13 protein-coding genes are annotated in these 23,965 nt (G+C 42.4%); 6 read left to right on the forward strand and 7 right to left on the reverse strand.

Annotated features, from left to right (window positions below):
• Positions 1 to 109: 109 nt before the first annotated feature.
• The 5 genes from CA598_RS26190 to CA598_RS26210 all read left to right on the forward strand — a co-directional run bounded on the left by CA598_RS26190 (position 110) and on the right by CA598_RS26210 (position 5,301).
• The gene (locus CA598_RS26190) at positions 110 to 823 is read left to right on the forward strand and encodes a response regulator transcription factor (protein WP_094873897.1); all 714 of its coding nucleotides are present in this window, start codon (positions 110 to 112) and stop codon (positions 821 to 823) included.
• Positions 823 to 1,758 (forward strand): sensor histidine kinase, encoded by a 936-nt coding sequence (locus CA598_RS26195; protein WP_094878398.1) that lies wholly within the window; start codon positions 823 to 825, stop codon positions 1,756 to 1,758. The genes CA598_RS26190 and CA598_RS26195 overlap by 1 nt, the downstream gene beginning before the upstream one ends.
• A gap of 117 nt (positions 1,759 to 1,875) precedes the next feature.
• The gene (locus CA598_RS26200; protein ID WP_094873900.1) at positions 1,876 to 2,796 is read left to right on the forward strand and encodes an ABC transporter ATP-binding protein; all 921 of its coding nucleotides are present in this window, start codon (positions 1,876 to 1,878) and stop codon (positions 2,794 to 2,796) included.
• A complete protein-coding gene (locus CA598_RS26205) occupies positions 2,780 to 3,481 on the forward strand; it encodes an ABC transporter permease (protein WP_256990647.1) in 702 nt (233 codons plus the stop codon). The genes CA598_RS26200 and CA598_RS26205 overlap by 17 nt, the downstream gene beginning before the upstream one ends.
• 206 nt (positions 3,482 to 3,687) lie before the next feature.
• A complete protein-coding gene (locus CA598_RS26210) occupies positions 3,688 to 5,301 on the forward strand; it encodes a PAS domain-containing sensor histidine kinase (RefSeq protein WP_094878400.1) in 1,614 nt (537 codons plus the stop codon).
• A gap of 87 nt (positions 5,302 to 5,388) precedes the next feature.
• Here CA598_RS26210 and CA598_RS26215 read toward each other — a convergent pair whose 3' ends face one another.
• The 6 genes from CA598_RS26215 to CA598_RS26240 form a co-directional block, all read right to left on the reverse strand.
• Positions 5,389 to 6,240 (reverse strand): DegV family protein, encoded by an 852-nt coding sequence (locus CA598_RS26215; RefSeq protein ID WP_094878401.1) that lies wholly within the window; start codon positions 6,238 to 6,240, stop codon positions 5,389 to 5,391.
• A gap of 155 nt (positions 6,241 to 6,395) precedes the next feature.
• Positions 6,396 to 7,283 carry an AraC family transcriptional regulator gene (locus CA598_RS26220; protein ID WP_256990648.1) on the reverse strand — a complete coding sequence of 296 codons (888 nt, stop codon included), beginning with the start codon at positions 7,281 to 7,283 and terminating at the stop codon, positions 6,396 to 6,398.
• A gap of 119 nt (positions 7,284 to 7,402) precedes the next feature.
• Positions 7,403 to 9,085 (reverse strand): glycoside hydrolase family 13 protein, encoded by a 1,683-nt coding sequence (locus CA598_RS26225; protein ID WP_094878402.1) that lies wholly within the window; start codon positions 9,083 to 9,085, stop codon positions 7,403 to 7,405.
• Positions 9,086 to 9,178: 93 nt separating this feature from the next.
• Complete coding sequence (locus tag CA598_RS26230; protein ID WP_094878403.1) at positions 9,179 to 11,497, reverse strand: glycoside hydrolase family 65 protein; 2,319 nt, start codon at positions 11,495 to 11,497, stop codon at positions 9,179 to 9,181.
• Between the two features lie 322 nt (positions 11,498 to 11,819).
• A complete protein-coding gene (gene pgmB / locus CA598_RS26235) occupies positions 11,820 to 12,476 on the reverse strand; it encodes a beta-phosphoglucomutase (protein ID WP_094878404.1) in 657 nt (218 codons plus the stop codon).
• A 215-nt stretch (positions 12,477 to 12,691) separates the two neighbouring features.
• A complete protein-coding gene (locus tag CA598_RS26240; protein WP_094873917.1) occupies positions 12,692 to 13,738 on the reverse strand; it encodes a LacI family DNA-binding transcriptional regulator in 1,047 nt (348 codons plus the stop codon).
• 741 nt (positions 13,739 to 14,479) lie between these two features.
• Here CA598_RS26240 and CA598_RS26245 point away from each other — a divergent pair.
• Positions 14,480 to 22,003: a pullulanase gene (locus CA598_RS26245; protein WP_094878405.1), complete on the forward strand. Its 7,524-nt coding sequence runs from the start codon at positions 14,480 to 14,482 to the stop codon at positions 22,001 to 22,003.
• A gap of 170 nt (positions 22,004 to 22,173) precedes the next feature.
• On the opposite strand, the gene CA598_RS26250 is transcribed toward CA598_RS26245, so the two are convergent.
• Positions 22,174 to 23,919, reverse strand: coding sequence for an alpha-glycosidase (locus CA598_RS26250; RefSeq protein WP_094878406.1), 1,746 nt, complete (start codon positions 23,917 to 23,919; stop codon positions 22,174 to 22,176).
• Between the last annotated feature and the right edge of the window lie 46 nt (positions 23,920 to 23,965).

Genomic DNA, 23,965 nt, shown 5'->3' on the forward strand with positions numbered 1-23,965 from the left:
GGACAACAGCGGCCGGAAGTCCAAACATTCCCCGCAGTCACGTGTACCTTAAAGAAATACCTTAAGTTTTTAACTAATTTTCATTCTCAAATCATTGGAGGCAGTATTCATGCACCGTATATTATTAATTGAAGATGACGAAGCAATTAGTGAAATGGTTAGGTCCTATTTAGTAAAAGAGGGCTATGAAGTGGAAACGGCGTTTGATGGTGAAGTAGCGGAAAGAACATTCCGTACTAGTAATCCTTTTGATCTTGTATTATTAGACCTCATGCTGCCCAAGCGCAGTGGGACGGATATTCTCCAGACGATCCGTGCGAAAAGTCTAGTTCCTGTGTTGATCATGTCGGCCAAGGACAGTGATGTGGATAAAGCACTTGGACTTGGCTTTGGGGCAGACGATTATATTACCAAGCCATTTTCAATGATCGAATTAGCTGCAAGAGTGAAGGCTGCGATTCGAAGAGCGGGTTATGTTACTCCCACCATCCAACCGGAAGCTCCAATTCCTGCGAAGCAAAAGATTTCCATTGGTGGCCTGACTGTGGATTTGGATAATTTCTCTGCGCTAAAAAACGGGGAAGAAGTGAAGTTAACGTCTAAGGAATTTCATATTCTTAAGCTGTTCGTTACGCATCCGGGCAGAGTCTTCACCAAAGCGCAGATTTATGCTAGCGTATGGGCAGATGATTATTTCGGAGATGAGAACGTTATTAATGTACATATGAGAAGATTACGTGAAAAAATAGAAGATGATCCCTCCCATCCAGAGTTCATCAAGACATTATGGGGGATCGGGTATAAGCTGGGAGAACAGCTATAATGAGTATGGCGCTTAGTGTGATCATTGTACTCCTGCTCGTGGTCATTGGATGGCAATATCAGCATTCGCGTAAAGCTTCAAAAGACCTGAAATATATTCATGACAAACTAAGTAGCATCATGGCCGAAGGTTCACACGAAAGACTGCTGTTATTTAGTAGTAATTTAGAGCTGCAAAGTGTGCTAATTGATCTAAACCGGCTGCTCGACGTTAACCATAAAGGAAGCATTGAGCGCGTGAAGCTGGAGAAATCCATGCGTAATATGCTGTCGAATATTTCCCACGATCTAAAGACTCCGCTAACGGTAGTACTCGGTTATATTGAAACAATTCTGCAGGATGAGCATATGCCAGCCGAGGAACGGGAACGTATGATGAACACAATTCACCAAAAAGCGAATGAAGTGATCCATCTGATGAACAAGTTTTTTGATTTGGCCAAGCTGGAATCGGGGGATCGGGAAATCAATCTTTCACGTGTGGAGGCAGGCGAGGTGTGCAGACGTAATATTCTCTCTTTCTATGATATCCTTAGCGCCAAGGGCAGTGAGGTAGAAATAGAGATCCCTGATGACTCGCTTTATTTCATGGGAAACGAAGAGGCGCTTGACCGGATACTGACCAATTTGTTATCGAATGCGATTACTTACGGGGATGCCGGAGGCGTATTAGGTTTGAAACTCTATAGTGATAAGAACAAAGTATACATAGATGTTTGGGACAAGGGAAAAGGCATTAGTGAAGTTCACCAGGATAAAGTATTCGAACGGCTCTATACACTGGAGGACTCGAGAAATCGATCATATCAAGGGAGTGGTCTGGGTCTGACGATTACCAAAAGATTAACAGAGCAGATGAATGGAACCATTACACTGGTTAGTCAACCGTTTGTGAGAACGGTATTTACCCTTTCTTTTCGCAGACTAAGCTTCTAAGGAGTGAAATTGTGTACAGCTTAAGATTTTCGTAAGAATCGAGTAATAAAAAAGAAAATTCTGCTGTGTACAATAAGAACTAAGGAAGACGAGACGAAAACAAAGGGGAGCACGGAAATGACTACGATACTTCGAACAAGAAATTTAACAAAAACCTACCAAGGCAAAGAAGCTGTCAGCAATGTGAATATGAATATTAAACAAGGTGAAATTTATGGTTTTCTTGGACCGAACGGTGCCGGTAAAACAACGGTCATGAAAATGATCACGAACCTCGTTAAACCGACGAGTGGCGAGATTGAGTTTTTTAATGAAAAAATGACAAATCATTCGTATGAAATGCTCAAACGGATGGGCTGCATCATTGAATATCCAGTGTTCTATGATAAGCTGACAGCCAAAGAAAACTTGATCCTGCATGGAGAATACATGGGCTATTATGATCCGCAAGCGATTGGCGAAGCACTGGAGCTGGTAAAGCTTACAGGTATCGATAAAAAGCCGGTGAAGCAATTTTCGCTTGGGATGAAGCAGCGCCTTGGTATTGCCAGAGCCTTTATGACGAAACCGGAGCTACTCATTCTGGATGAGCCGATTAATGGACTAGACCCTGTGGGAATCAAAGAGATGCGTGAAGTGTTCAGGATGCTCAGCCGTGAATATGGAATGACGTTACTTGTATCTAGTCATATTCTGGGGGAAATCGAGCAGATTGCTGATACGATCGGTGTGATCCGGCAGGGTGCTCTGGTAGAAGAGGTGGCGATGGATTCCATTCGCGGTCAAAATACAGAGTATATCGAAGTGGTTACGAATGAGATTAATAAAGCAGTGTACGTGCTCAAGCAAAAGCTTGGCCTCAATAATTTCAAAGTGCTGGACCATATTACAATAAGAATATATGACGGCGGAATCTCACAACGTGATCTGAATAAGGCGTTAGTGCTAGCAGACGTGGAGATTGAAAGCATCAGCAAGAAACAACATACACTGGAAGATTATTTTTTACAATTGATTGGGGGTGAGGGCGTTGCTTAAATTAATATCTTTGGAGATTCGGAAGAATAAGCTAAAGACGCTTCTTACAGGAGCAGCAATTGTCAATCTCGCTATCCTTGCATTTATGATTATGGTTTTATTCGTGGATCGAAATGAGAATGAACCGTCATTCGCTTCTTATGCAGATATGTTTGAGGGTGTGTTCGTTTTTGTTAAGGCTGCTTACATTATTTTCGCTTCCGTTATTATTAGCAGGCTGGTGATTGATGAGTATAAGAACAACACGATTACTCTTCTCTTCATGTATCCTATCTCACGTAAAAAGCTAATGACGGCGAAAATATTGATAGTGTTCGCCTTCACATTTGTTGCTATCATTGTGTCAGACATTGTAGTTGGCGCTATGCTAATAGGATTTAATTCGTTTGTAGGACTTATTCCTGGTGAGTTAAACCTTCCTATGATTACTTCAGAACTGTTTAAGTTGGGTGCAAACGCATTTTATGCAGCGGGTATCGCTCTGATCCCATTGTACTTTGGAATGAAGAAAAAATCAGTTCCAGCCACCATCGTCTCGGCTGTGTTAGTTACGTCCCTAATTTCTGGTGGATTTGATCAAGCGCGCTTAGGTAATTTAGCGGCGGTGTCGATCTCGCTTGGATTGCTAGGAGCAGGTATTGCCTATATGGCCATTCGCAATATTGACCATAAAGATATAGCCTAAAATATTTACAGAAATCCCTCTTAAGAATCTCAGTACGATGTGTAAGTCATCGTGGTTGGGTTCTAAAGGGGGATTTAGTGTTTATTTGCGACCGATTAAAGTATATTTGCTATAATGATCAAAATAGAAGAATTTAAAATTTAAGATGATTTCCGTTCATTTTAGGGTAATGATAATGGATGAGAGAGCCTGAGGTGAAATGAATTGTGGATAAAGACTGGACGTCCATTCTAACACGATTGCTTTCGGAAGAGAGCGCTTATAAATCGTTATATGACCATCATCCTAATTTGATATTTGTGTTGGATCGGCAAGGTCGCTGCGTAGGAACGAATCGTACGTTCTATCTAGAATCCAGTGCAGAAGCATCGTTCCGAGATATAGGTCTGACAGCACATAAAAGATTATACCTTGTTGATGTAGCTAGCTTTGAGGCTGCCCTGCAAGGAAATCCCTCTAGCTTTGAATTGCAAGATTTGAACAATCCCAAAGCAGACGCCGTGAGGGGGGATTTTATTCCTATAACGATAGATGAGGGAATTGTCGGGGTATTCGCGATCATACAAGTGGATAATAGCAACTATCATCATTATTCGGAAGGGCTGCATGACTGGCTAAATGCATTGGCAGATTCTTTTCATGCTAAATTATCGGATAAGGTAGAACTTGAGTCTAACTTCAAACCTACTTTTGCTGCTGAAGTCGAGAATAAGAGAGCGAATCTTATTCTGAACTCCGTCTCAGCTGGAATATTTGTACTAGATCATTTGGGACGAACGCTCTTTATTAACCGTGAGGGAGCGGATATGTTAGGTTACCAGCCTACAGAATTGGTTGGCCTGAAGCTGATGGAATATATTCATCAAATCCAAGGCGATGGCTCACGTTATTCAACCCCTGATTGTCAGATCAGTCTTACGATTGCAGATGGAATTATCCGCAGGAAAGACGATGAGATCTTCTGGCGTAAGGATGGAACGAGCCTCTTCGTTAATTATCGGGTGGCGCCGCTTATGGATGGAGGGATGATCTCAGGAGCAGTTATTGCTTTTAGTGATATCACGAATGCAAAAGAAATCATTCGCGCTAAAGAATCTGCAGAGCAGGCGGCGCAAGCCAAATCGGATTTCTTAGCAATGATGAGTCATGAAATTCGGACACCGATGAATGGAATGATAGGGATGTCAGACCTTTTACTTGAAACCGATCTTGGAGAAGAACAGCGGGGGTATGTCGAGATTTTACGAAGCAGTAGTTACACGCTTTTACAGATCTTGAATGACATTCTTGATTTCAGCAAGATGGAAGCGGGTAAAATGCCGCTGCAAACCGAATCGTTTGAACTTCGAGAGATGATATCGGACATCATTGATTTATTTACGCCTAAAGCCGAAGAGAAGAAGCTGGCCTTGCGGTGGTGGGCGGATACGAGTGTTCCAACAACGTTACTGGCTGATCCGATCCGTTTGCGGCAGATTATTGTTAATCTGGTAGGGAATGCTCTGAAATTCACAGAGCATGGGAGCGTTACACTATCGGTTAAGAACATTCCACTTTCGGATTCAAAAGAATATTTGCTAGAATTCTCTGTACGTGATACAGGTGTTGGGATTGCCGATAATAAACTCAATTTATTATTTCAATCCTTCTCACAGCTGCACCCGACCATCAACCGTAAATATGGCGGTACAGGGCTGGGACTCGCGATTTGTAAGCAGCTGGTTGAGCTGATGGGTGGGACAATTTTTGTAGAAAGCGAAGAGAATAAAGGTTCAACGTTCCGGTTTATGTTACCCTTCATAAAAAAAGAGGTTGAGTAAAATTCAGCTTCAAATCAGAAGGGGTAAACGCACAAATCCCCGGTCCATTGACTTACGAAGCAATGGCCGGAGATTTGCATGAGATGATTAATCTTGAAGCATATACATGAGACCTACAGTATGTGGACCACAATGGCTACCAATAACACAACCTGCGTTGAGGATAGCGATTTCATTCACTTGAGTTTTCTCTCGTATCGCTGTCTCTAGATAGCGAGCATCTTCTTCCGCTAAGGTATGAACAACGATGAGCAGCTCTCTATCCATCCGATCGACGTTAACCAAGGCGTTCTGGAGCATTTGTTCCACGGCTTTTTCTTTTTTGCCACGAATTTTACTAGTAGGTACGATGCTGCCGTCTACAAGTCTAAGAACAGGACGAATTTTTAGCAGACTACCGATGAAATTCTGCATACCTGAACAGCGTCCACCCATATATAAGTAATCTAGCGTATCTACCACGAATTCTGTTTCTACAAGATTGCGACTCTGCTTCAGCATAGCTGCAATCTCAATGACACTGTGACCTTTTTCAGCGGCTCTGACAGCTTTCATAACGAGAAGAGCAATGCCTCCACATAAGGTCTGTGAATCAATAACCTGTACACGACCCTCAGGGAATTCCCCAGCAGCCAAAAGTGCATTCTGATATGTAGAGGATAGTGACGAGGAGAGACTGATATATACAATATCATCTCCACGGTTAATTACCGGATGAAAAGCGGCGATAAAGTCAGCTGGCGAAGGTGCGGCAGTCTTTGGCAATACTCCGCTTGCGGCTACACGGCGATACACTTCCTCTGGTGTGATATCTTCACCATCTTTGTAGGTTCCTTCTTCAAACACTACGTAAAGGGGAACGATGCCGATATTAAAAGTATCCTTCCAGCCTTGAGGCAAATCGGAAGTGCTGTCTGAAAATATTTTTACAGTAGACATGAATTTCTCCTTCACCGATAATCGGACGACAATAGTCATTATTGAATCACATAATCTATTTATTATACCAAGATTAAGCCGATTCTCAAAATGAAATCGTAGAAATTCTGAAAGAAAGAAAGACTATCCGGAATTCCGAATAGTCTTAGTAAGCTTTAATTTTTTTTCATAACCGGTATCCAGATCTCGCAGCGATAATCCTCTGCATCAGGTCTTCCCGGAAGGTATAACTCAAACTCGGGTCCTCCTGTATGCTCATAGCCTGTTGCAGGGAACCATTCCTGAAAGATCCGTGACCATGCTTGCTGAATAGCATTCGGCATTGGCCCAACTGAGGTGAACACAGCCCAGCTCGCAGCTGGTATCGTCGTAGAAGCAAAGCCCTGAGCATCTGTCTCTGGAGAGGCTTCGACAGCAATCCAATAGGAGAAGGTTTCTTTTTCGTGATTGAAATCTTTACAAATCCCAAGGATGTCCTTATCAACACCGATCTCAATTAGCTTATCCGACGTACCATTTTCGTTAGCTTCAATCCACAGCTGGGGGATACGGCGTAAATTCTCCCCATCTTTCGTTGTCATTTCCTCAACTAGTCCGATAACATTAAAAGCTTCTCTTGTCTCAATTCTGTAGTCCATTTCTTTATCTCCCTTCAGTGATAGATGGAAGGAGAGTCTAGGGAAGGCTTTGAGCTGTACCCCTGACTCCCGCGCAGCAGAAGGAGTAATTCCATGTGCTTTGCGGAATGCTTTGGCAAACGACTCGGGAGAGTCATATCCGTATTTTAATGAGACATCTAGCACCTTAACTTTAGAAATAGCGAGTTCCTGTGCCGCCAGAGTTAGTTTCCGTTTACGGATATAGTCTTTGACTGATACTCCGGTAAGCATGTAGAACATACGCTGGAAGTGAAAAGGGGAGGAATAAGCCACCTTTGCTATATCTTCTATATTAAAGGTTTCCTCCATTTTACTCTCCATATAATCTAAAGCTTCTTTCATGCGGATAAGCCATTCCAAGCCTGCCATCTCCCTTGAGTTCATACTATCATGCCACCATTTGCAAATCCTGTTATTCCTTGCTCTCTAATGACAGGTTGCTGATGGAAGAATGATCTTAACAAAATCATCCTATATAGTATAACTCAGGAAGACGGAGAGAGTCAGCTTTGTAATCTGTACACTCTTGCTTCGTAAGGACGCAGAATTTCTCGTGTGGGTGAATCATCCGGATAATTTCCAATGATTAAATCAGTCACGGTGCTCAGCTCTGCGGAGAGATCAACGGTTTGAGGAGCTTCGCTGAAGTTCAGCAGGATCAGCCATTGTTCATCATCTAAAGTTCTGGTATAGGCATAGATGTTCTCATGTTCAGGCAGTAGCAGCTTATATTCTCCATATACCATAATCGGATTTTTTTTGCGCAAAGCAATTAATTCCTGGTAGTAGTAGAAGATTGAATCAGAATCCGCCAATGCTTGCTCTACATTAATTTCCTTATAAATCGGATTTACTTTAAGCCATGGTTCTCCCTCTGAAAATCCAGCATTAGCTGATGCATCCCATTGCATTGGGGTACGGGCGTTGTCTCGGCCTTTGACATGGATAGCGTTCAGAATCGTCTCATGATCTGCGCCACCCTCAGTTACTTTTTCACGGTACATATTCAAAATTTCGATGTCTTTATAATCTTCCAGCGTTGTGAATTTTACATTCGTCATCCCAATTTCTTCACCTTGGTAAATATAGGGGGTACCTTTAAGTGTATGTAGTAAGGTAGCGAGCATTTTGGCAGATATTATGCGATACTTCCCATCATCACCAAATCGTGAAACCATACGCGGCTGGTCATGATTGTTCAAGTACAGACTGTTCCAACCCTTGTCAGCCAGACCGACCTGCCATTTATGAAGTATGTCGCGCAGTTTAGTTAATGTCCATGGGGCTACATCCCATTTGCCTCCTGGACCGGAATCTACGTCCATATGCTCGAATTGGAATACCATCTGAAGCTCTTCACGATCTTCGTCTGTGTAAAGAACGGCATCCTCTACCGAAGCCCCTGGCGTTTCCCCGACGGTCATAATGTCATAGCCCGAAAGAACCTTTTGGTTCATTTCATGTAAAAACTCATGGACCCGGGGGCCATTCATAAAGTAATCGCCACCCCAAGCAAGTTCCTCTGGCACCTCGCCCTCGATTTGAAAGGAAGGCAGTCCTTCCGCTTTAGAAATCAAATTAATGACGTCCATCCGTAATCCATCCACACCCTTGTCAAGCCAGAAGGTAATCATCTTGTACAATTCCTCGCGCAGCTTTGGATTGTCCCAGTTGAGATCCGGTTGCTTGCGTGAGAACAGGTGTAGATAGTATTCGCCAGTAGTCTCATCTAGCTCCCAAGCCGGACCGCTGAATATGGAGCTCCAATTGTTAGGGCGTTCGCCATTCGGTCCACCTGGACGCCATATGTAGTAATCACGGTAGGGATTATCTTTTGACGAACGGGACTCTACGAACCAATGATGTTCATCAGAAGAGTGGTTGATTACAAGATCCATCATTAGTTTTATACCACGATCATGCAGTCCGGTCAGTAGTTCCTCCCAGTCTTTTAGCGTGCCGAACTCATCCATAATATCTTCGTAATCGCTGATGTCATAACCATTATCATCATTTGGCGATTTATATACTGGTGACAACCAAACTACATCGACACCGAGCTTCTGCAAATAATCCAGACGTGAAATGATACCTTGCAGATCTCCAATACCGTCACCATTACTATCTTGAAAGCTGCGTGGATAGATTTGATAAACGACAGCTTCCTTCCAAAAGGTTCTTTTCATTAATAATCACTCCTTATATAAGTTATCCATTTAGGAAAAAATTAAAGAGACCCTAAAAAGCTATTGGCTTCAAGGGTCTCTTGTGGTGTCGGTTTATACAGTGACGGATTTGCTGTCAGCAGTGATGCTGCTTAGGCCGTTCACGGTATATTCTTTGTCATAGATAGTAATAGAAGCTGGGATATCCGTTTCATTCGTAACCGTAACTTGTGCATCCGACACGCTTACTTTTAGTCGGGAGCCACGGAACATGATTTTGAATGAGTATGCACTCCAGTGACCTGGGTTCGATGGGTTCAGAGTCAGTCGGCCATCATGCACACGTAATCCGCCGAAGCCATGTACGATTGACATCCAAGTACCGGCCATACTAGTGCTGTGTAAGCCGTCTTCGGTATCATTGTTATAGTTATCAAGATCCAGTCTTGAAGTACGCAAGTACATTTCATAAGCCTTATCCTTATATCCTAGTTCGCTGGCTAGAATAGAGTGGATACAAGGGGATAGGGAGGACTCATGAACAGTAATCGGCTCGTAAAAGTCGAAATTCCGTTTTTTGGTATCCAGATCGTAACGGTCCCCTAGGAAATACAATCCCTGCAGAACGTCCGCTTGTTTAATGAAGCAAGAACGAAGGATACGATCCCAAGACCATTTTTGGTTTAGTGGCAGGTTCTCAGCTGCCAGATCCTTAACTTGAATAATCTCTTTGTCTAGGAAGCCATCTTGCTGCAAGAAGATACCCAGTTCTTCATCCGCAGGATAATACATCTTAGCGATGATATCATTCCATTTAGCGGTTTCGCTCTCTTGGAGCCCTAATTTATCAACTAGTTCTGCATAGCGCGTGGATTCATTCTTTTTCAGATAATCCAGTGCTTCTAAGGTATATTCCATAGTCCAGGAAGCCATCCGGTTGGTGTACCAGTTATTATTTACGTTATTTTCATATTCATTAGGGCCTGTTACGCCAAGCATCACGTATTTGTCTTTACGATTTGCATAGTGAACTCGTTCTTCCCAGAAGCGGGAGATTTCCACAAGGACTTCAAGACCATATTGACCCAGATAAGCTTTGTCTCCAGTGTAGTTCACATAGTTGTAAATCGCATAAGCAATGGCTCCATTACGGTGAATTTCTTCAAAAGTAATTTCCCACTCGTTGTGGCACTCTTCACCGTTCATTGTAACCATTGGGTACAACGCACCTTTTGCAAAACCAAGCTTACGAGCATTTTCTTTAGCCTTCTCCAAGTGCTTGTAACGGTAGATTAACAGGTTGCGGGCAATAGAGGAGTCCGCTGTACTGAGATAGAAGGGAACGCAATACGCCTCTGTATCCCAGTAAGTGCTGCCGCCGTATTTTTCACCTGTAAAGCCTTTAGGTCCAATGTTCAGACGGTCATCTTCACCATTGTAGGTTTGGTTTAGCTGGAAAATATTGAAACGAATCGCTTGCTGAGCCGAAACGTCACCTTCAATAATGATGTCGCTTTCTTTCCATTTCTCTCTCCAAGCTTCTATTTGTTCGTTCAGAAGGGTTATAAAACCAGCTTCCTTAGCAGCTTGTAAAGCCGTTTGAGCGGCATCGACCAGTTGTCCAAGACCATGATTACGCGAGGTTACGTTAGCAACATATTTATAAATGACGATGTGATCGCCAGTTTGTACGGAGACATTGATTTTGCTAGCTACATATTTCTCTTGTTCAATCGCTTCAGCCTCAGTGTTGACCTTCTCACCATTGACTTGGATATCAAAAGCCATTGCAGAGGTTACATGAAAATCGAGCTTTTTAGTCTTAAGAGTAAGATGCCCGCCTTCAGTGCCTGCTTGTTTCTCAACTTCATTCCAGAATTTCTCGTCATAGTTGGAATCTTTGTTCTTTACATCGCCGTCGAGATAAGGAGTAATTGTAATCTTGCCTGAGAAATTAACAGGAGTGATGGAGTAACGAATAGCCCCAATTTCTTGACGAGTCATGCTGACAAAACGGATACTCTCAACTTTTACTTCCTTACCATCTTCAAGCGTGGCAGTAAAGCAGCGGGAAAGCGTACCTTCCTTCATGTTAAGAACACGACGGAAATCGGAAACCGTACATTTTGCCAAGTCTAAAGGAGTGCCCTCAATGTCGATGTTAATACCGATCCAGTTCGTGCTGTTCAGTACTTTAGCGAAATATTCGGGATAGCCGTTCTTCCACCAGCCGACCCGTGTTTTGTCAGGATAGTATACGCCAGCCATGTAGCTGCCTTGCAGGCTGCTTCCACTATATTGCTCTTCAAAATTAGCTCGACCACCCATAAATCCGTTGCCAAGGCTAAATACACTTTCAGAGATTTCTTGTGTCTGTGGATCAAAGGATTCTTCAATAATGGACCATTCATCAATTGTTAAATATTGTTTCACGATAACCGGCTCCTTTAAATATGTTGTGGGGATATATAATGAACAAATCATTCTTCCATTAAAATTCCGGTGGTATAAGTGCGACTGCGAGGAATCTTTGGACTTTCGATCGCTGTTATAATCAGATTTCTATATTTTAGCCGCGTTTTGCGGATGAAATCTGATTATAAAGGCGAACGCTACGCTTCTACAGTTCCAAAATTCCTCTCCGTCCCCTCATCACCAGAAATCTAATGATTAATACTTAGTTCATTTGATTGTAGGTTAGATGTAGCAGGGCGAATCACATTAACACTTTCAGTTGATTAATGTTCGTTAGACTTTAAGCAAAAGATTTTTTGAGTTGTGACACACTCATATGAGCGAGCGATGGAACGACGATGTTCGCCGCATTGAGCGTTTCCGGTGAACCAATACCAACGCTGAACATTCCAGCACGAGTTGCAGCTTCAATTCCTGCTTCTGCATCTTCGAAGACAACACAGTGTTTAGGATCAGCGCCAAGTGCTTTAGCACCTAAAAGAAAAACTTCCGGATCAGGTTTAGCAGCACTAGTGTGTGTGCCATCAATGATCGCATCAAAGTAAGGGGTCAATCCGGTATTATTTAAAATCGTCATTGCGTTCTTACTAGCAGAACCGAGGGCAACTTTGATGCCATTCTCACGGCACTCTTTCAGAAAATCAAGCGCACCTGGCAAAATCTCTGAGCTGTCCATTTTCGCAATATATTCGACATATCGATTATTCTTCTGTTCCGCAAGCTTAGCTTTCTCTTCTTCATCGATAGTTAGTCCGCCGATTTCCAGCAAAATGTTTAGCGAGGCCGTTCTGCTGACTCCTTTAAGGCGTTCGTTATCTTGTTCTGTGAAGAGAAACCCTAATCCATCTGCAAGCTCTTTCCATGCGATATAATGGTATTTGGCAGTATCAACGATAACACCATCCAAATCGAACAAGCAGGCTTTAATTTCCGTCATTGTGGTACCTCCTAAAATTTGTGACAGTATCGTGATCCATTGGGGAATTGTATCTGAATTGCTTTTAATTTGTATAAGCTGTTCTTAAGAGTTATCTTAACCTCAGATTCGAATATTCACCCTGAAAAGAACTGGATCAAGAAGTTTTAGTAATTTAGCGCAAACGTTTGTACAGATTTTCAAAAAATAAATGAAGCGTTGATCGCTTCACTTATTCATTCGGTTTTGTTCTTAGCATGAGCGTACATGGATGACTCTCTCACGATCAAGCGATGTGGAATAACAAATCGGTTTGTATAACCAGCATCGTGGTTCGGACTCTTGATATTCTGGATAAGTACCTGAGATGCAGTGTAGCCAAGATGATAAATTCCAATATCAATACTACTGATCGGAGGGCTGGATAATTCAGATAATGGAATATTGTTAAAGCTTACAATAGCGAGATCGTCAGGCACTTTGTATTTCAGTTCATTCAATCCGCGTAAAATTCCGAACGATACCATATCATCCACTGCAACTAAAGCAGTAGGCCGATTAGGCAAATTCATGAAAAAAGACATCGCTCTATATCCGCTATCCTGTAGAAATTCACCTTCTACAATCCATTCATCACGCATTTCAAGACCGCTATTCAGCAATGCTTTACGGTATCCTGCGAGACGATCGCGAGAAACAATTAGATTCGGTGGTCCGCTTACGAAGCCAATACGTTCATGACCCATTGCAATGAGGTGGTTTGTAGCATCATATGCTGCCATCACATTATCGTTATCGACAGATAAAATATTCTCATACCGATCACTTCGGCCTACCAGTACGAATGGATAATCGTTACTCTCTAGAAAATCAATAACAGCATCATCTGTACGAGAGTAAAGCAGTATAACACCATCAACTCGACGACCCTTTAGAAGTCTTGAAACGGCTTCCAATTCTTCCTTCTCGTTTGCTCCAGAACTAATTAACACGTCGTAGCCGGAACGGCTAGCTTGTGTAACGATCCCCCGGATTAATTCCATAAAAAATAGATTTGAGAACAGCTCTTCAGCTGGTTTAGGAAGACTGAAGCATATACTGTTTGTAGTTTTCGACACTAGACTCTTAGCCATCATGTTAGGTGTATAGCCCATATCTTCCATAATAGCTTTGACCTTGCGGGAAGTTTCCAGGCTGATTCTGGGGTGATTGGACAATACCCGGGATACCGTGGAGGGAGATACTCCCGCTTTCTTGGCCACATCCTTAATGGTAACTGTCATAGAAACCTCCTTATGGAACCGTTTGCTTTACACAGTAATATTAATCTAAGAGTTCTAAATTGTAAATAGATAAAGTCATTTGGAAGGGCAATATTGCTACTTTTGGAAAGAGTATTAGAAATTCATGTGTAAAATTGTTTGTTTTCACCAAGAAAGTATGAATGATTTAGCAAGATTGATCTTAATATGTATAAAAGATATCCAATTTCTTTGAGAGGAGTATTTCGTAAATGCAAACGTGTGGCTTAAATTTTTTGGAACCATTCGATTCGAGGAATGCAATTAGAGAGATATTCAAAAAAACGGATAAATCCTAAATGGGATTATCAGGTTTACTTTTCTTTATTTTTACTTTTATGATAATTCGAGTTCGTTCAACACATAAAAATACTGGTTGACAATACCATAAATACAGCATTAGTATGTAAATCAAAATATAGCAAGCGTTTACATTGGCTGAAATTGGGTTTAGAATTCGTTGTACTAAAGAATGAGTTTTATTTACTTAGTTTTGTGCACGAGCTTTTGCAAACGTTTGCACTAGATTGTTTTCTGTTGATCTTTTACTTTGAAAAGGATGGTGATGCTGTTAATCCGGTTTGACGAGCCGCACACATAGACTTTCTCCAACTACAGAAGGAAGACACATGATTTCATAACCTCAGAATAATTGGCGGGGTTCGAGAAATTATGTATCCGCTTGCACAAAAGCAATTCATAATTATGGGAGGTTTTACAAAAATGAAAATAAATTTATGGGGTAAGAGGACGTTCGCGATCTTCATGATCGTTGCTCTTGTGTTCTCCAGTCTTGGCTTACACCCTGTTAAGGTTTCTGCAGAAACGACAAAGGTAGTTTTGGTCGGTGATTTGCAATCACAGTTTATTTCTACTGGGGCGGAAAATCCCGGTAAGGATTGGGATGAGACATCAGTAGTCACCCAAATGACTTACTCAGACAATGGTCTGTATTCTTTTACTGGGACTCTACCAGCGGGGGAATATAATTACAAGGTTGCTCTGAATGATAGTTGGGATGAGAACTATGGCTTTGCAAAGTATACAAACCCTCAAGGGAAAAATGATGGAGAGAATATCCACATAAAGTTTGAAGAAGAAACGACTGTAACCTTTTATTACAATGACATCACTCATAAAATAGCTGATTCTACGTACTACACGCCAATTGCTGCGGATAAGCTGCCAAGATTAACAGGAAACCTGCCAGCAGAAGTATTGTCTACTTTATCAGATCCTGATTTTGATGGTGTCTACAGTACAGTTGTTACTGTGCCGCAGGGAGATTACACATACAAGGTTTTTGTTCCAGGAGCTACAGAATCAGAAGATATGTCTTATCCGGAGACCGATCTGACATTGAGTTTACCGTTAGATCTTAAGGTAACCTTTAAGTACAACACGGGAGAACATAGTGTAACTGCAGAATATAAAATTCCTTCGGAACCTGTAGAGGTTACACCTGTTCCAGCAGGGCATATTCGTGTCCACTATCAATCTAGTGATTACACCGATAAGGGATTATGGTTATGGGGTGATGTTGTAAGCCCTTCTGATGGTTGGGCGATGGGTGCAACTCCCTTTCCTGAAGGACAATTGGATACCTATGGAGCATATGTAGATGTGCCGGTGAAGGACGGGGCCAAGACAATTTCATTCATCACACTAAAGCGTGCTAGTGGTGACAAGGATGGAGGAGATAAGAACTTCGCGATTAATACTCCACAAACCAATGAAGTGTGGATCAAAGAAGGTTCCGATGTAGTTACGCCTTATGAACCAGTTAAGCTTCCGGCAAATACCGTTCGGATCCACTATATGAGATCAGATTCCAATCAAAGTCAATATGGATTATGGTTGTGGGATGATGTGGCAGTTTCACTTAAGGATTGGCCTAAAGATGCAGTTCCATTCCAAGCAGATCAAGTAGGACGCTTTGGAGCCTATATTGATATTCCATTGAAAGAAGCTGCAAAAAAAATAGGTTTTCTCGTAGTGAACCCGTTGAATGGTGATAATAAGGACGGCGGTGACAAAGGCTTTACTCTGCTGGATCGTTACAATCAGCTGTGGATAAAAGAAGGAGACAACAATGTATATGTTTCTCCATTTGGTGAAACACCTATCGGTTTAGTTTCCGCAGAGGTGTTATCAACTAGCAAAATCCTCCTTGGATTTACGTTAACTGACGGCTTGGATGCAGCAGCATTGAAGAATGAGATTACCGTTAAAGATAAAGACGGTGTTTCTATTCCTGTATCGGCTGTAACCATTACCAGCAAAACTTCAATTGAAGTGGATACAGCAGCCTTTGATCTGGATAAAGTTCCGCTTAGCGTTACTTATTCAGGTAAAACGGTCTCAGCGGCTAGTGGTTGGAGAATGCTTGATGAAATGTACAATTATACGGGAGACGATCTAGGGGCTACGTACAACGCTGACAAAACAGCCACGTTAAAATTGTGGGCACCTAAAGCTAGTTCGGTTGTCGTCAATGTATACGATAAGAACGACTCCAATGTACTAGTGGGTAGTGTGGACTTAACGAGTGGAGAGCAAGGAGTTTGGTCGGTCAAGTTAAAACCAAATGACCTGACAGGCACTACCACAAATGATGTAAGAGGATTCTTTTATCAATACGAAGTAACAAATGACGGTGTAACTAATAAGGTTCTAGATCCTTATGCTAAATCAATGGCGGTATTTACTGTGGATACTACAGGTGCTGCTGGTGTCGGCGGTGATACTGTCGGTAAAGCGGCTATCGTTGATTTAAGCCAAACGAACCCGGATTCCTTTGGTTATGCTGACATTACAGGTTATGAAAAACGAGAGGACGCTATCATTTATGAAGTCCACGTCAGAGACTTTACATCCGATGTATCCATTCAAGATAGCCTGAGCGGCGAAAGATGGGGCTCTTATAGCGCTTTTAAAAAGAAGCTCGGTTATATTAAATCTCTTGGTGTGACTCATATTCAATTACTTCCTGTAATGGCTTGGTATTACGGGGATGAAACAAAGATGGGGACTAGAGAGACAGATTATTCCGCCAAAAACAATGAATATAACTGGGGTTATGATCCTCACAGCTACTTCTCTCCAGACGGTGCTTATTCTCAGAAACCTGCCGATCCTGAAGAGCGAATTAAAGAGTTAAAGGGTTTAATTGACGCCGTGCATGAAGCTGGAATGGGTGTCGTTCTGGATGTAGTATACACACATATGGCTAAAAAAGAATTCTTAAACGACATCGTACCTAATTACTATGCGTTCCAAGATGCAACGGGCAACTTTATCGGAGGTTTCGGAAACAATCTGGCCACCAACCACAAAATGGCTGAGAAACTAATGGTAGATTCCGTGAAATACTGGTTTGAAGAGTACAAGATTGATGGGATGCGCTGGGATATGATGGGCGATGCGACAGCAGAGTCTGTGCAGCATGCTTATGATGCCGCGGCAGCAATTAATCCGAAGGCTCTTTTTATTGGTGAAGGTTGGAGAACATTCGGCGGTGCTGCAGCTGATCCTTCCCTTGCTGGGAAAGGTGCAGATCAGGACTGGATGGATAAAACGGATAGCGTCGGTGTTTTCTCTGATGAGTTCCGTAATGAATTGAAATCTGGTTATGGCTCTGAAGGTCAGCCTAGATTTATTACGGGCGGTGCGCGTCCAATCACGACAATCTTTAACAATATTAAAGCACAACCATCAAATACGCCCGCTGATGATCCGGGGGATATCGTTCCGTACATCGAAGCACATGATAACTTGACGCTGCATGATGTGATTGCACAAACGATCAAGAAGGATCCTACAATTGCAGAGAATGAGCTTGAAATCCAGAAGCGGATTAGACTTGGCAACATGCTTGTTCTAACCTCTCAAGGAACAGCTTTCATTCATGCGGGCCAGGAATATGGACGTACTAAGCAGTGGAAGGATACTACGGTTCCTCAGGATAAATACACTGAAATGTTTGATAGCGAAGGAAAATCCTTCGGTTATTTCATTCATGATTCGTATGATTCTTCGGATGCGGTCAACATGTTTGACTGGACGAAAGCAACGGATGAATCACAATTCCCTGTCCAGAACACGACAAGAAAATATACTTCGGGTCTAATGGAACTGAGAAAGTCCACGGACGCATTCCGATTGGGAGACAAGGATCTGGTTAATTCCAATGTTAACCTAATTCCTGCTCCAGAAATGAAGACAGATGATCTTGTTATTGGTTATTCAAACAAAGCTACAGATGGCACAGGTATCTATTATGTCTTCATGAATGGCGATAGCACAGCTAGAACTCTGACTTTATCGGAGGATTTGACGAGTGGTCAAGTGCTTGTTGATAACGATGAAGCAGGTGTTGCTGCGATTCCGGTTGAGAATCAGTCAGGTTTTAATTTAACAGCTAATACTATTACGCTAGACCCATTAACTGCAGTAATTCTTAAAAAGGAAGCTAATGCCGCTGGATTTACAGCCTTGGAGCTTGACAGCACGAGCTACAGCCTGCCAATAGGTCAAACGCACAAATCTTCTGCTTTCGCAAAATATGATGATAACAGCAGAAGAAACATTACCGAATTGGCTAAGTACACATCCAACAACCCTGAAGTGGCTACTGTAACTAGTAAAGGCCATGTGAAAGGGATCTCTGAAGGAACAGCCAGAATCACCATAACTTATGGTGGTATTTCTAAAACGGCTACTGTTCATGTTACCGACAAGCGATATGTTCAATTCACTTATACTCGTAGCGATAAGGATTATAAGGGATGGAATATCTGGGCTTGGGATACAGGAGCTAAAAATGACCAGATTAATTTTACAACCTTTGAAAATGGTACTGCGAGTGTTCTAATTGAGGTTGCTGAGGACGCGAAAAAGGTAGGGTTCGTCATTCGTAATGGTGATGATTGGTCAAATAAGGATCCTTATGGTGATGATCGGTTTATTCCTTTGACACCTGGTGATGGGTTCATTAAAGTGAACGTCACCAGCGGTGTAAAGGATTTTGAAATTAAGCCTAGCATTGGAAAACCGATCTTAAAGGATGGAACAGCTACTTTTAGGTATCGAGATCCTGCCTTGTTCCGTATTGGAAATGTTGATGCAATCACTTCTGCAATCGTAAAAGTAAATGGTAAAGAGTACCCAATGGTTTATGATTCCGTTAATGAATTCTTCAGTTACACGCTGAAAGACTTGAAAGTAGGTACGTATAAGTATACCTACCTAATCACGAAGAACGGTGTCACAACTGAATACACAGATCCAAAGAATACCGTAAATGATGAATCATCTTTTGAATATCGTACCCCTGAAATTGCAATTACGACATCCGTAAGTCCGGAGGTCATAACCTCTAATCAGAATACTGTCGTGACCGTTAAAGCTTCTGCTTTAGAAGAAATTATCTATACGGATGGGTTTATGGATTTGACCAGTCTTGGCGGACCAAGTAAAGTTCAACTGGATACGGAGCTGCTGAAACAGACGATTGCTGTGAAGGATACAGTGACAGCAGGAATTAAGACTATTCCAGTAACGCTTGTAGACCAGTATGGTAATGCGCATACGCAAAACGCTACGATGGAGATCAAAGCTAGAACCTATTCAGGTGACAAGCTCGATTTCGACTGGGATGAAGCACGTATATACTTTGCTCTGACCGATCGTTTTAAAGATGGGGATGTTTCGAATAACGTGAATGTTGATAAAAATCATTTGGAAGCCTACCACGGTGGTGATTTCCGAGGGATGATTGACAGTCTCGATTATTTGCAAGCGCTAGGTATTAATACGTTATGGATTTCTCCAATCGTAGATAATATTGATTTTGATCAAGGTAGTGGCTTTAAACAATACGGTTACCATGGCTATTGGGCTAAGGACTTTACAAAGCTTGATGAGCATCTTGGTGATATGAATACTTTTAAAGAGCTAATCGAGAAAGCACATGACAGAGGCATCAAGATTATGGTTGACGTTGTACTCAATCATACAGGTTACGGCCTTAAACCAGGGGATAACAAACCGACGATTACAGCTGAGGATAAGGCTCGTTTTGAAGGAATGCTTCGTACAGATGGCGTTTCAACAGGTACGGATGCAATAAAAGGTGAGCTTGATGGGTTGCCGGATTTCAAAACAGAAGATCCAGCTGTTCGTGAGAAGATTATTGCTTGGCAAACAGGCTGGTTAGACAACGCTCGCACAGAACGTGGAGATACGATTGACTACTTTCGTGTGGATACTGTCAAGCATGTCGAAAATACGACTTGGAAAGCCTTTAAAAATGCATTGACTGCCATCGATCCGAATTTCAAAATGACGGGTGAATATTTCAGCGGAACCATTGATAACAATGGTGGAATGCTCGAGACAGGTCAAATGGATGGTCTGCTTGATTTTGGATTTAAGTCTGCTGCAAAAGACTTTACTGACGGCAAAATAAATAGTGTGAATTCCTATTTACAGCAACGTGAGTCGATGATTGATAATACAAAGATAATGGCTCAATTCCTTAGTAGTCATGATGAGGATGGCTTCTTGTCAGAAAAATTAGGGGGAGACAAAGGTAAGCTGAAAATCGCAGCTGCACTGCAAATCACCGCCAAAGGACAGCCGGTCATTTACTATGGAGAAGAGCTTGGTAAATCAGGCAAAAATGCAGGAAAAATGTCTGAAGGCAAATTCAGCGAGAACCGTAAGGATATGCCTTGGGATCAACTGGAAGCAGAGAAGCCACTTCATGATCATTATCAGAAGCTGCTGAATATCCGTGCAAAATACTCCAAAGTGTATTCCAAAGGTACGCGCACGAAGCTGGCAGGTTCAGATGATTTAGGTTATTTAGCCTTCAATAAGTCTTACGATAATGAGAACGTCGTGACGGTTATTAACACTAAGACAAGTGAGGAATCCGCAACGATTCCAGTACCGTTTACTGCCAATTCGACTGCAAAAGATGAATATAGTGGTAAAACCTTCACGGTATCCACTGATCAAAAAGTAACCATTGATCTACCAGGCAGAGATGATGGGGGTACGGTTATTCTATCTGGGGTATCTAAAGTGACAGCAACACCATCACCTGGTGGTAACGTTGTTAGCCCAACAACCCCTGCTGACACTCAAGTTGTCAGTGAGGACAGCTTGAAAAATGGTAAAGATGGAAAGGTGCAAATCGATATTGCTGCAGGTAAGACAGCAGTGTTGTTACCGTTGCAAGCTGCAAAAACGTTAGGATCGAATAATCTAGTATTTAGAATGGGGGATTTATTAGTTACTATCCCTAACAAACTGTTAAGTACAATACCAAGTTTAGCTTCAGTTGTGGATGCAGAAGGTGCTCAAATCCTGTTGGAGCTGAATCCAATGGTCCAGTCTGCTGCGAAAGCAGTAGTAGATGGTTTAAACAAAGAGGCAGGAACCGTAACTTCGCTATCCGATGTGTTTGAATTGAGACTTAGCATTCTGAAGAAAGACGGTACCCGGATTGTAGTTAAGAAGTTCGATGAACCGATTACGATTTCGTTTAAAATTAAAGGCCAATTCAATAAAGATTTATTGGGTATCTACTATTTGGGCGATAATGGTGAGCTTGAGTACGTAGGAGGACAGCTGAATGATGGCGTGATATCTGCACAAGTCACGCACTTTAGCAAATATGGTGTACTTGAGATTGTGAAGTCGTTTAAGGATGTTCCAAATACCTATTGGGCATTTAACGTAATTCAGTCTCTTGCAGCAAAACAAATTGTTTCAGGGGTTACAACAACCGAGTTTAATCCGAAGAGCAACGTTAGCCGTGCAGAATTCACCGCATTACTAGTTCGTGCGCTCGGTTTAAATGCTGAGGGACAGGTTCAATTTACTGATATTAAGTCAGATGCATGGTATTCATCATACGTAGCAACAGCGTCTAAGCTCGGCATTGTTAGTGGTCGAAGCAAGGATACCTTTGCACCGAATGCTTCCATTACCCGTGAGGAAATGGCTATCATGGTAATCCGTGCGCTTGAAGTGAAGTCTGGTAAGAAGATCGACCCAGCAGTGGGTGTCACGACATTTGCAGATGCATCTAGTATCAGCAAATGGGCAGATAGCTACGTGAAGACTGCGGCAGGTCTAGGGCTTCTGCAAGGCAGAGAGAACAATCAATTTGCTCCAAAAGGGTGGATGACCCGCGCCGAAAGCGCACAGATTATTTATACGCTACTGAGCAAGTAAACTGGACTTCGGTGTGCTGATTGTAGTGCACCGAAGTATTAGTAGTTGGCTAGTAATGTGTAAGTCATGCTTAGTAATCTCTAATTGAAAACAGGGTATCCCACAGCTATCCTAGCTAGTGAGATACCCTGTTTTATTATGTTATGTTTTTTACGGTCAAAGGCTTAAATCTAGTTGATTGCTTTAAGTATAGCGAAACCATAAGCAGGCATCTTCACGTTCAGCTTGCCACGCTCAGCACGCACTGTATCGGCCGTGATTAAGTTTTCCCAATTTCGCTCGTCTACGTCAACACGGAACGTTTGAGCGGTCTCTTCGCTATTGATCAGTACAACTATAGTCTCAAGATCCAATCGGCGCTCATAGGCTATCTTACTGCCTTGTCGACCTGCCTCCAAGAAAGTAAATGTCCCCGTACGAAGTGCAGGTTGCTCATTGCGTATTTGAATGAGCTGACGGTAGAATTCGAACAGATCATGATCCTGCTTCTCAGGGTTCCACTCCATGCATTTACGACAACCTGGGTCACCCTCACCGTCCATTCCGAACTCGTCGCCATAATAGATACAAGGAGTACCCATAAAGGTGAACTGGAATAGTGCAGCTAATCGCATTTTATTTTTGTCGCCCGCAGCCAGCGTAAGTAAGCGTGGCGTGTCATGACTATCTAACAGATTGAAGGCAACTTCACTTGCCTGCAGTGGGTAACGCGATAACTGTCTGCCGATAGAGTTGGCAAATCCCTCTGCATCAAGGTTACCGTGAACAAAAAAGTCTAAGACGGCATCAGTGAAGGGATAGTTCATGACAGCATCGAATTTATCACCCTCCAGCCACGGAGCAGATTCATGCCAGATTTCTCCAAGGATGTAGGCCTCAGGATTAGCGCGCTTTACCACCTTGCGGAATTCACGCCAGAAATCATGGTCTACTTCATTGGCTACATCAAGGCGCCAACCATCGATTCCAACTTCTGTAATCCAGAATTCAGCGACCTTCAGTAAGTACTCTTTAACTTCAGGATGTTCAGTATTAAGCTTTGGCATATGTGGTTCAAAGGCAAAAGTATCATAAGTAGGAATGCCGTTTACAACCTTAAGCGGAAACTCACGAATATGGAACCAGTCTTTGTAAATGGAGTCTTCTCCCTTTTCCTGAACATCTAAAAATGGAGCGAAGGTTCCACCGGAGTGGTTGAATACAGCGTCTAACAGCACACGAATTCCACGTTTATGGCAGAGGTCGACGAGTTTTTTTAACGTTGCAATATCCCCGAAATGCGGATCAACTTTCATGTAATCTTCTGTATCGTATTTATGATTAGTAGTTGCAGTGAAGAGTGGTGTGAAATAAATAGCATTGATGCCAAGCTCGTTAAGATGATCCAGATGATCAATAACCCCTTGCAGGTCGCCGCCAAAAAAATTGGTTGGTGTTGGCTCTGCTCCCCATGGCTGAACATCTTTTGGATCAAGGCTAGGGTCACCATTTGCAAATCGTTCAGGGAAGATCTGATAGAAAACAGCGTCCTTTACCCAGGCAGGTGGAGTGAACACATCAACGGGGTTAATAAATGGGAACTCGAAAAGCTTGTTTGGATTTTCTGGGCGATTCGTTTGAAAATCATTTTCGGTCATCCAAACTTTCTCGTTATCCTTTTGCAGTAAGAATCCGTATTTCAATCGGCGATAGATGGGAACTGAAGCACATTCCCAATAATCGAACATAGCATCAGAAGTGAAGAGGGTCATGGGAATTAGCTCTTTCGTGGTATCCCAAGTGTACTTATCCCCTGCAAAAGCAAATACTTCTGTTAAATCCCCTTTTTTAGCGCGGAGACGCAAGTGAATCGTACTCTCATTATAGGCATAAGACCAATTTAACCGCGGGCGATGGTACACAGCTTCCAGTAACATGAATAAGTCCTCCTAAAGTTTTGTAAGCGATACTTCCCTGACCAGC

This window comes from Paenibacillus sp. VTT E-133291, assembly GCF_002264395.1.
GTDB lineage: Bacteria > Bacillota > Bacilli > Paenibacillales > Paenibacillaceae > Paenibacillus_AQ > Paenibacillus_AQ nitricinens.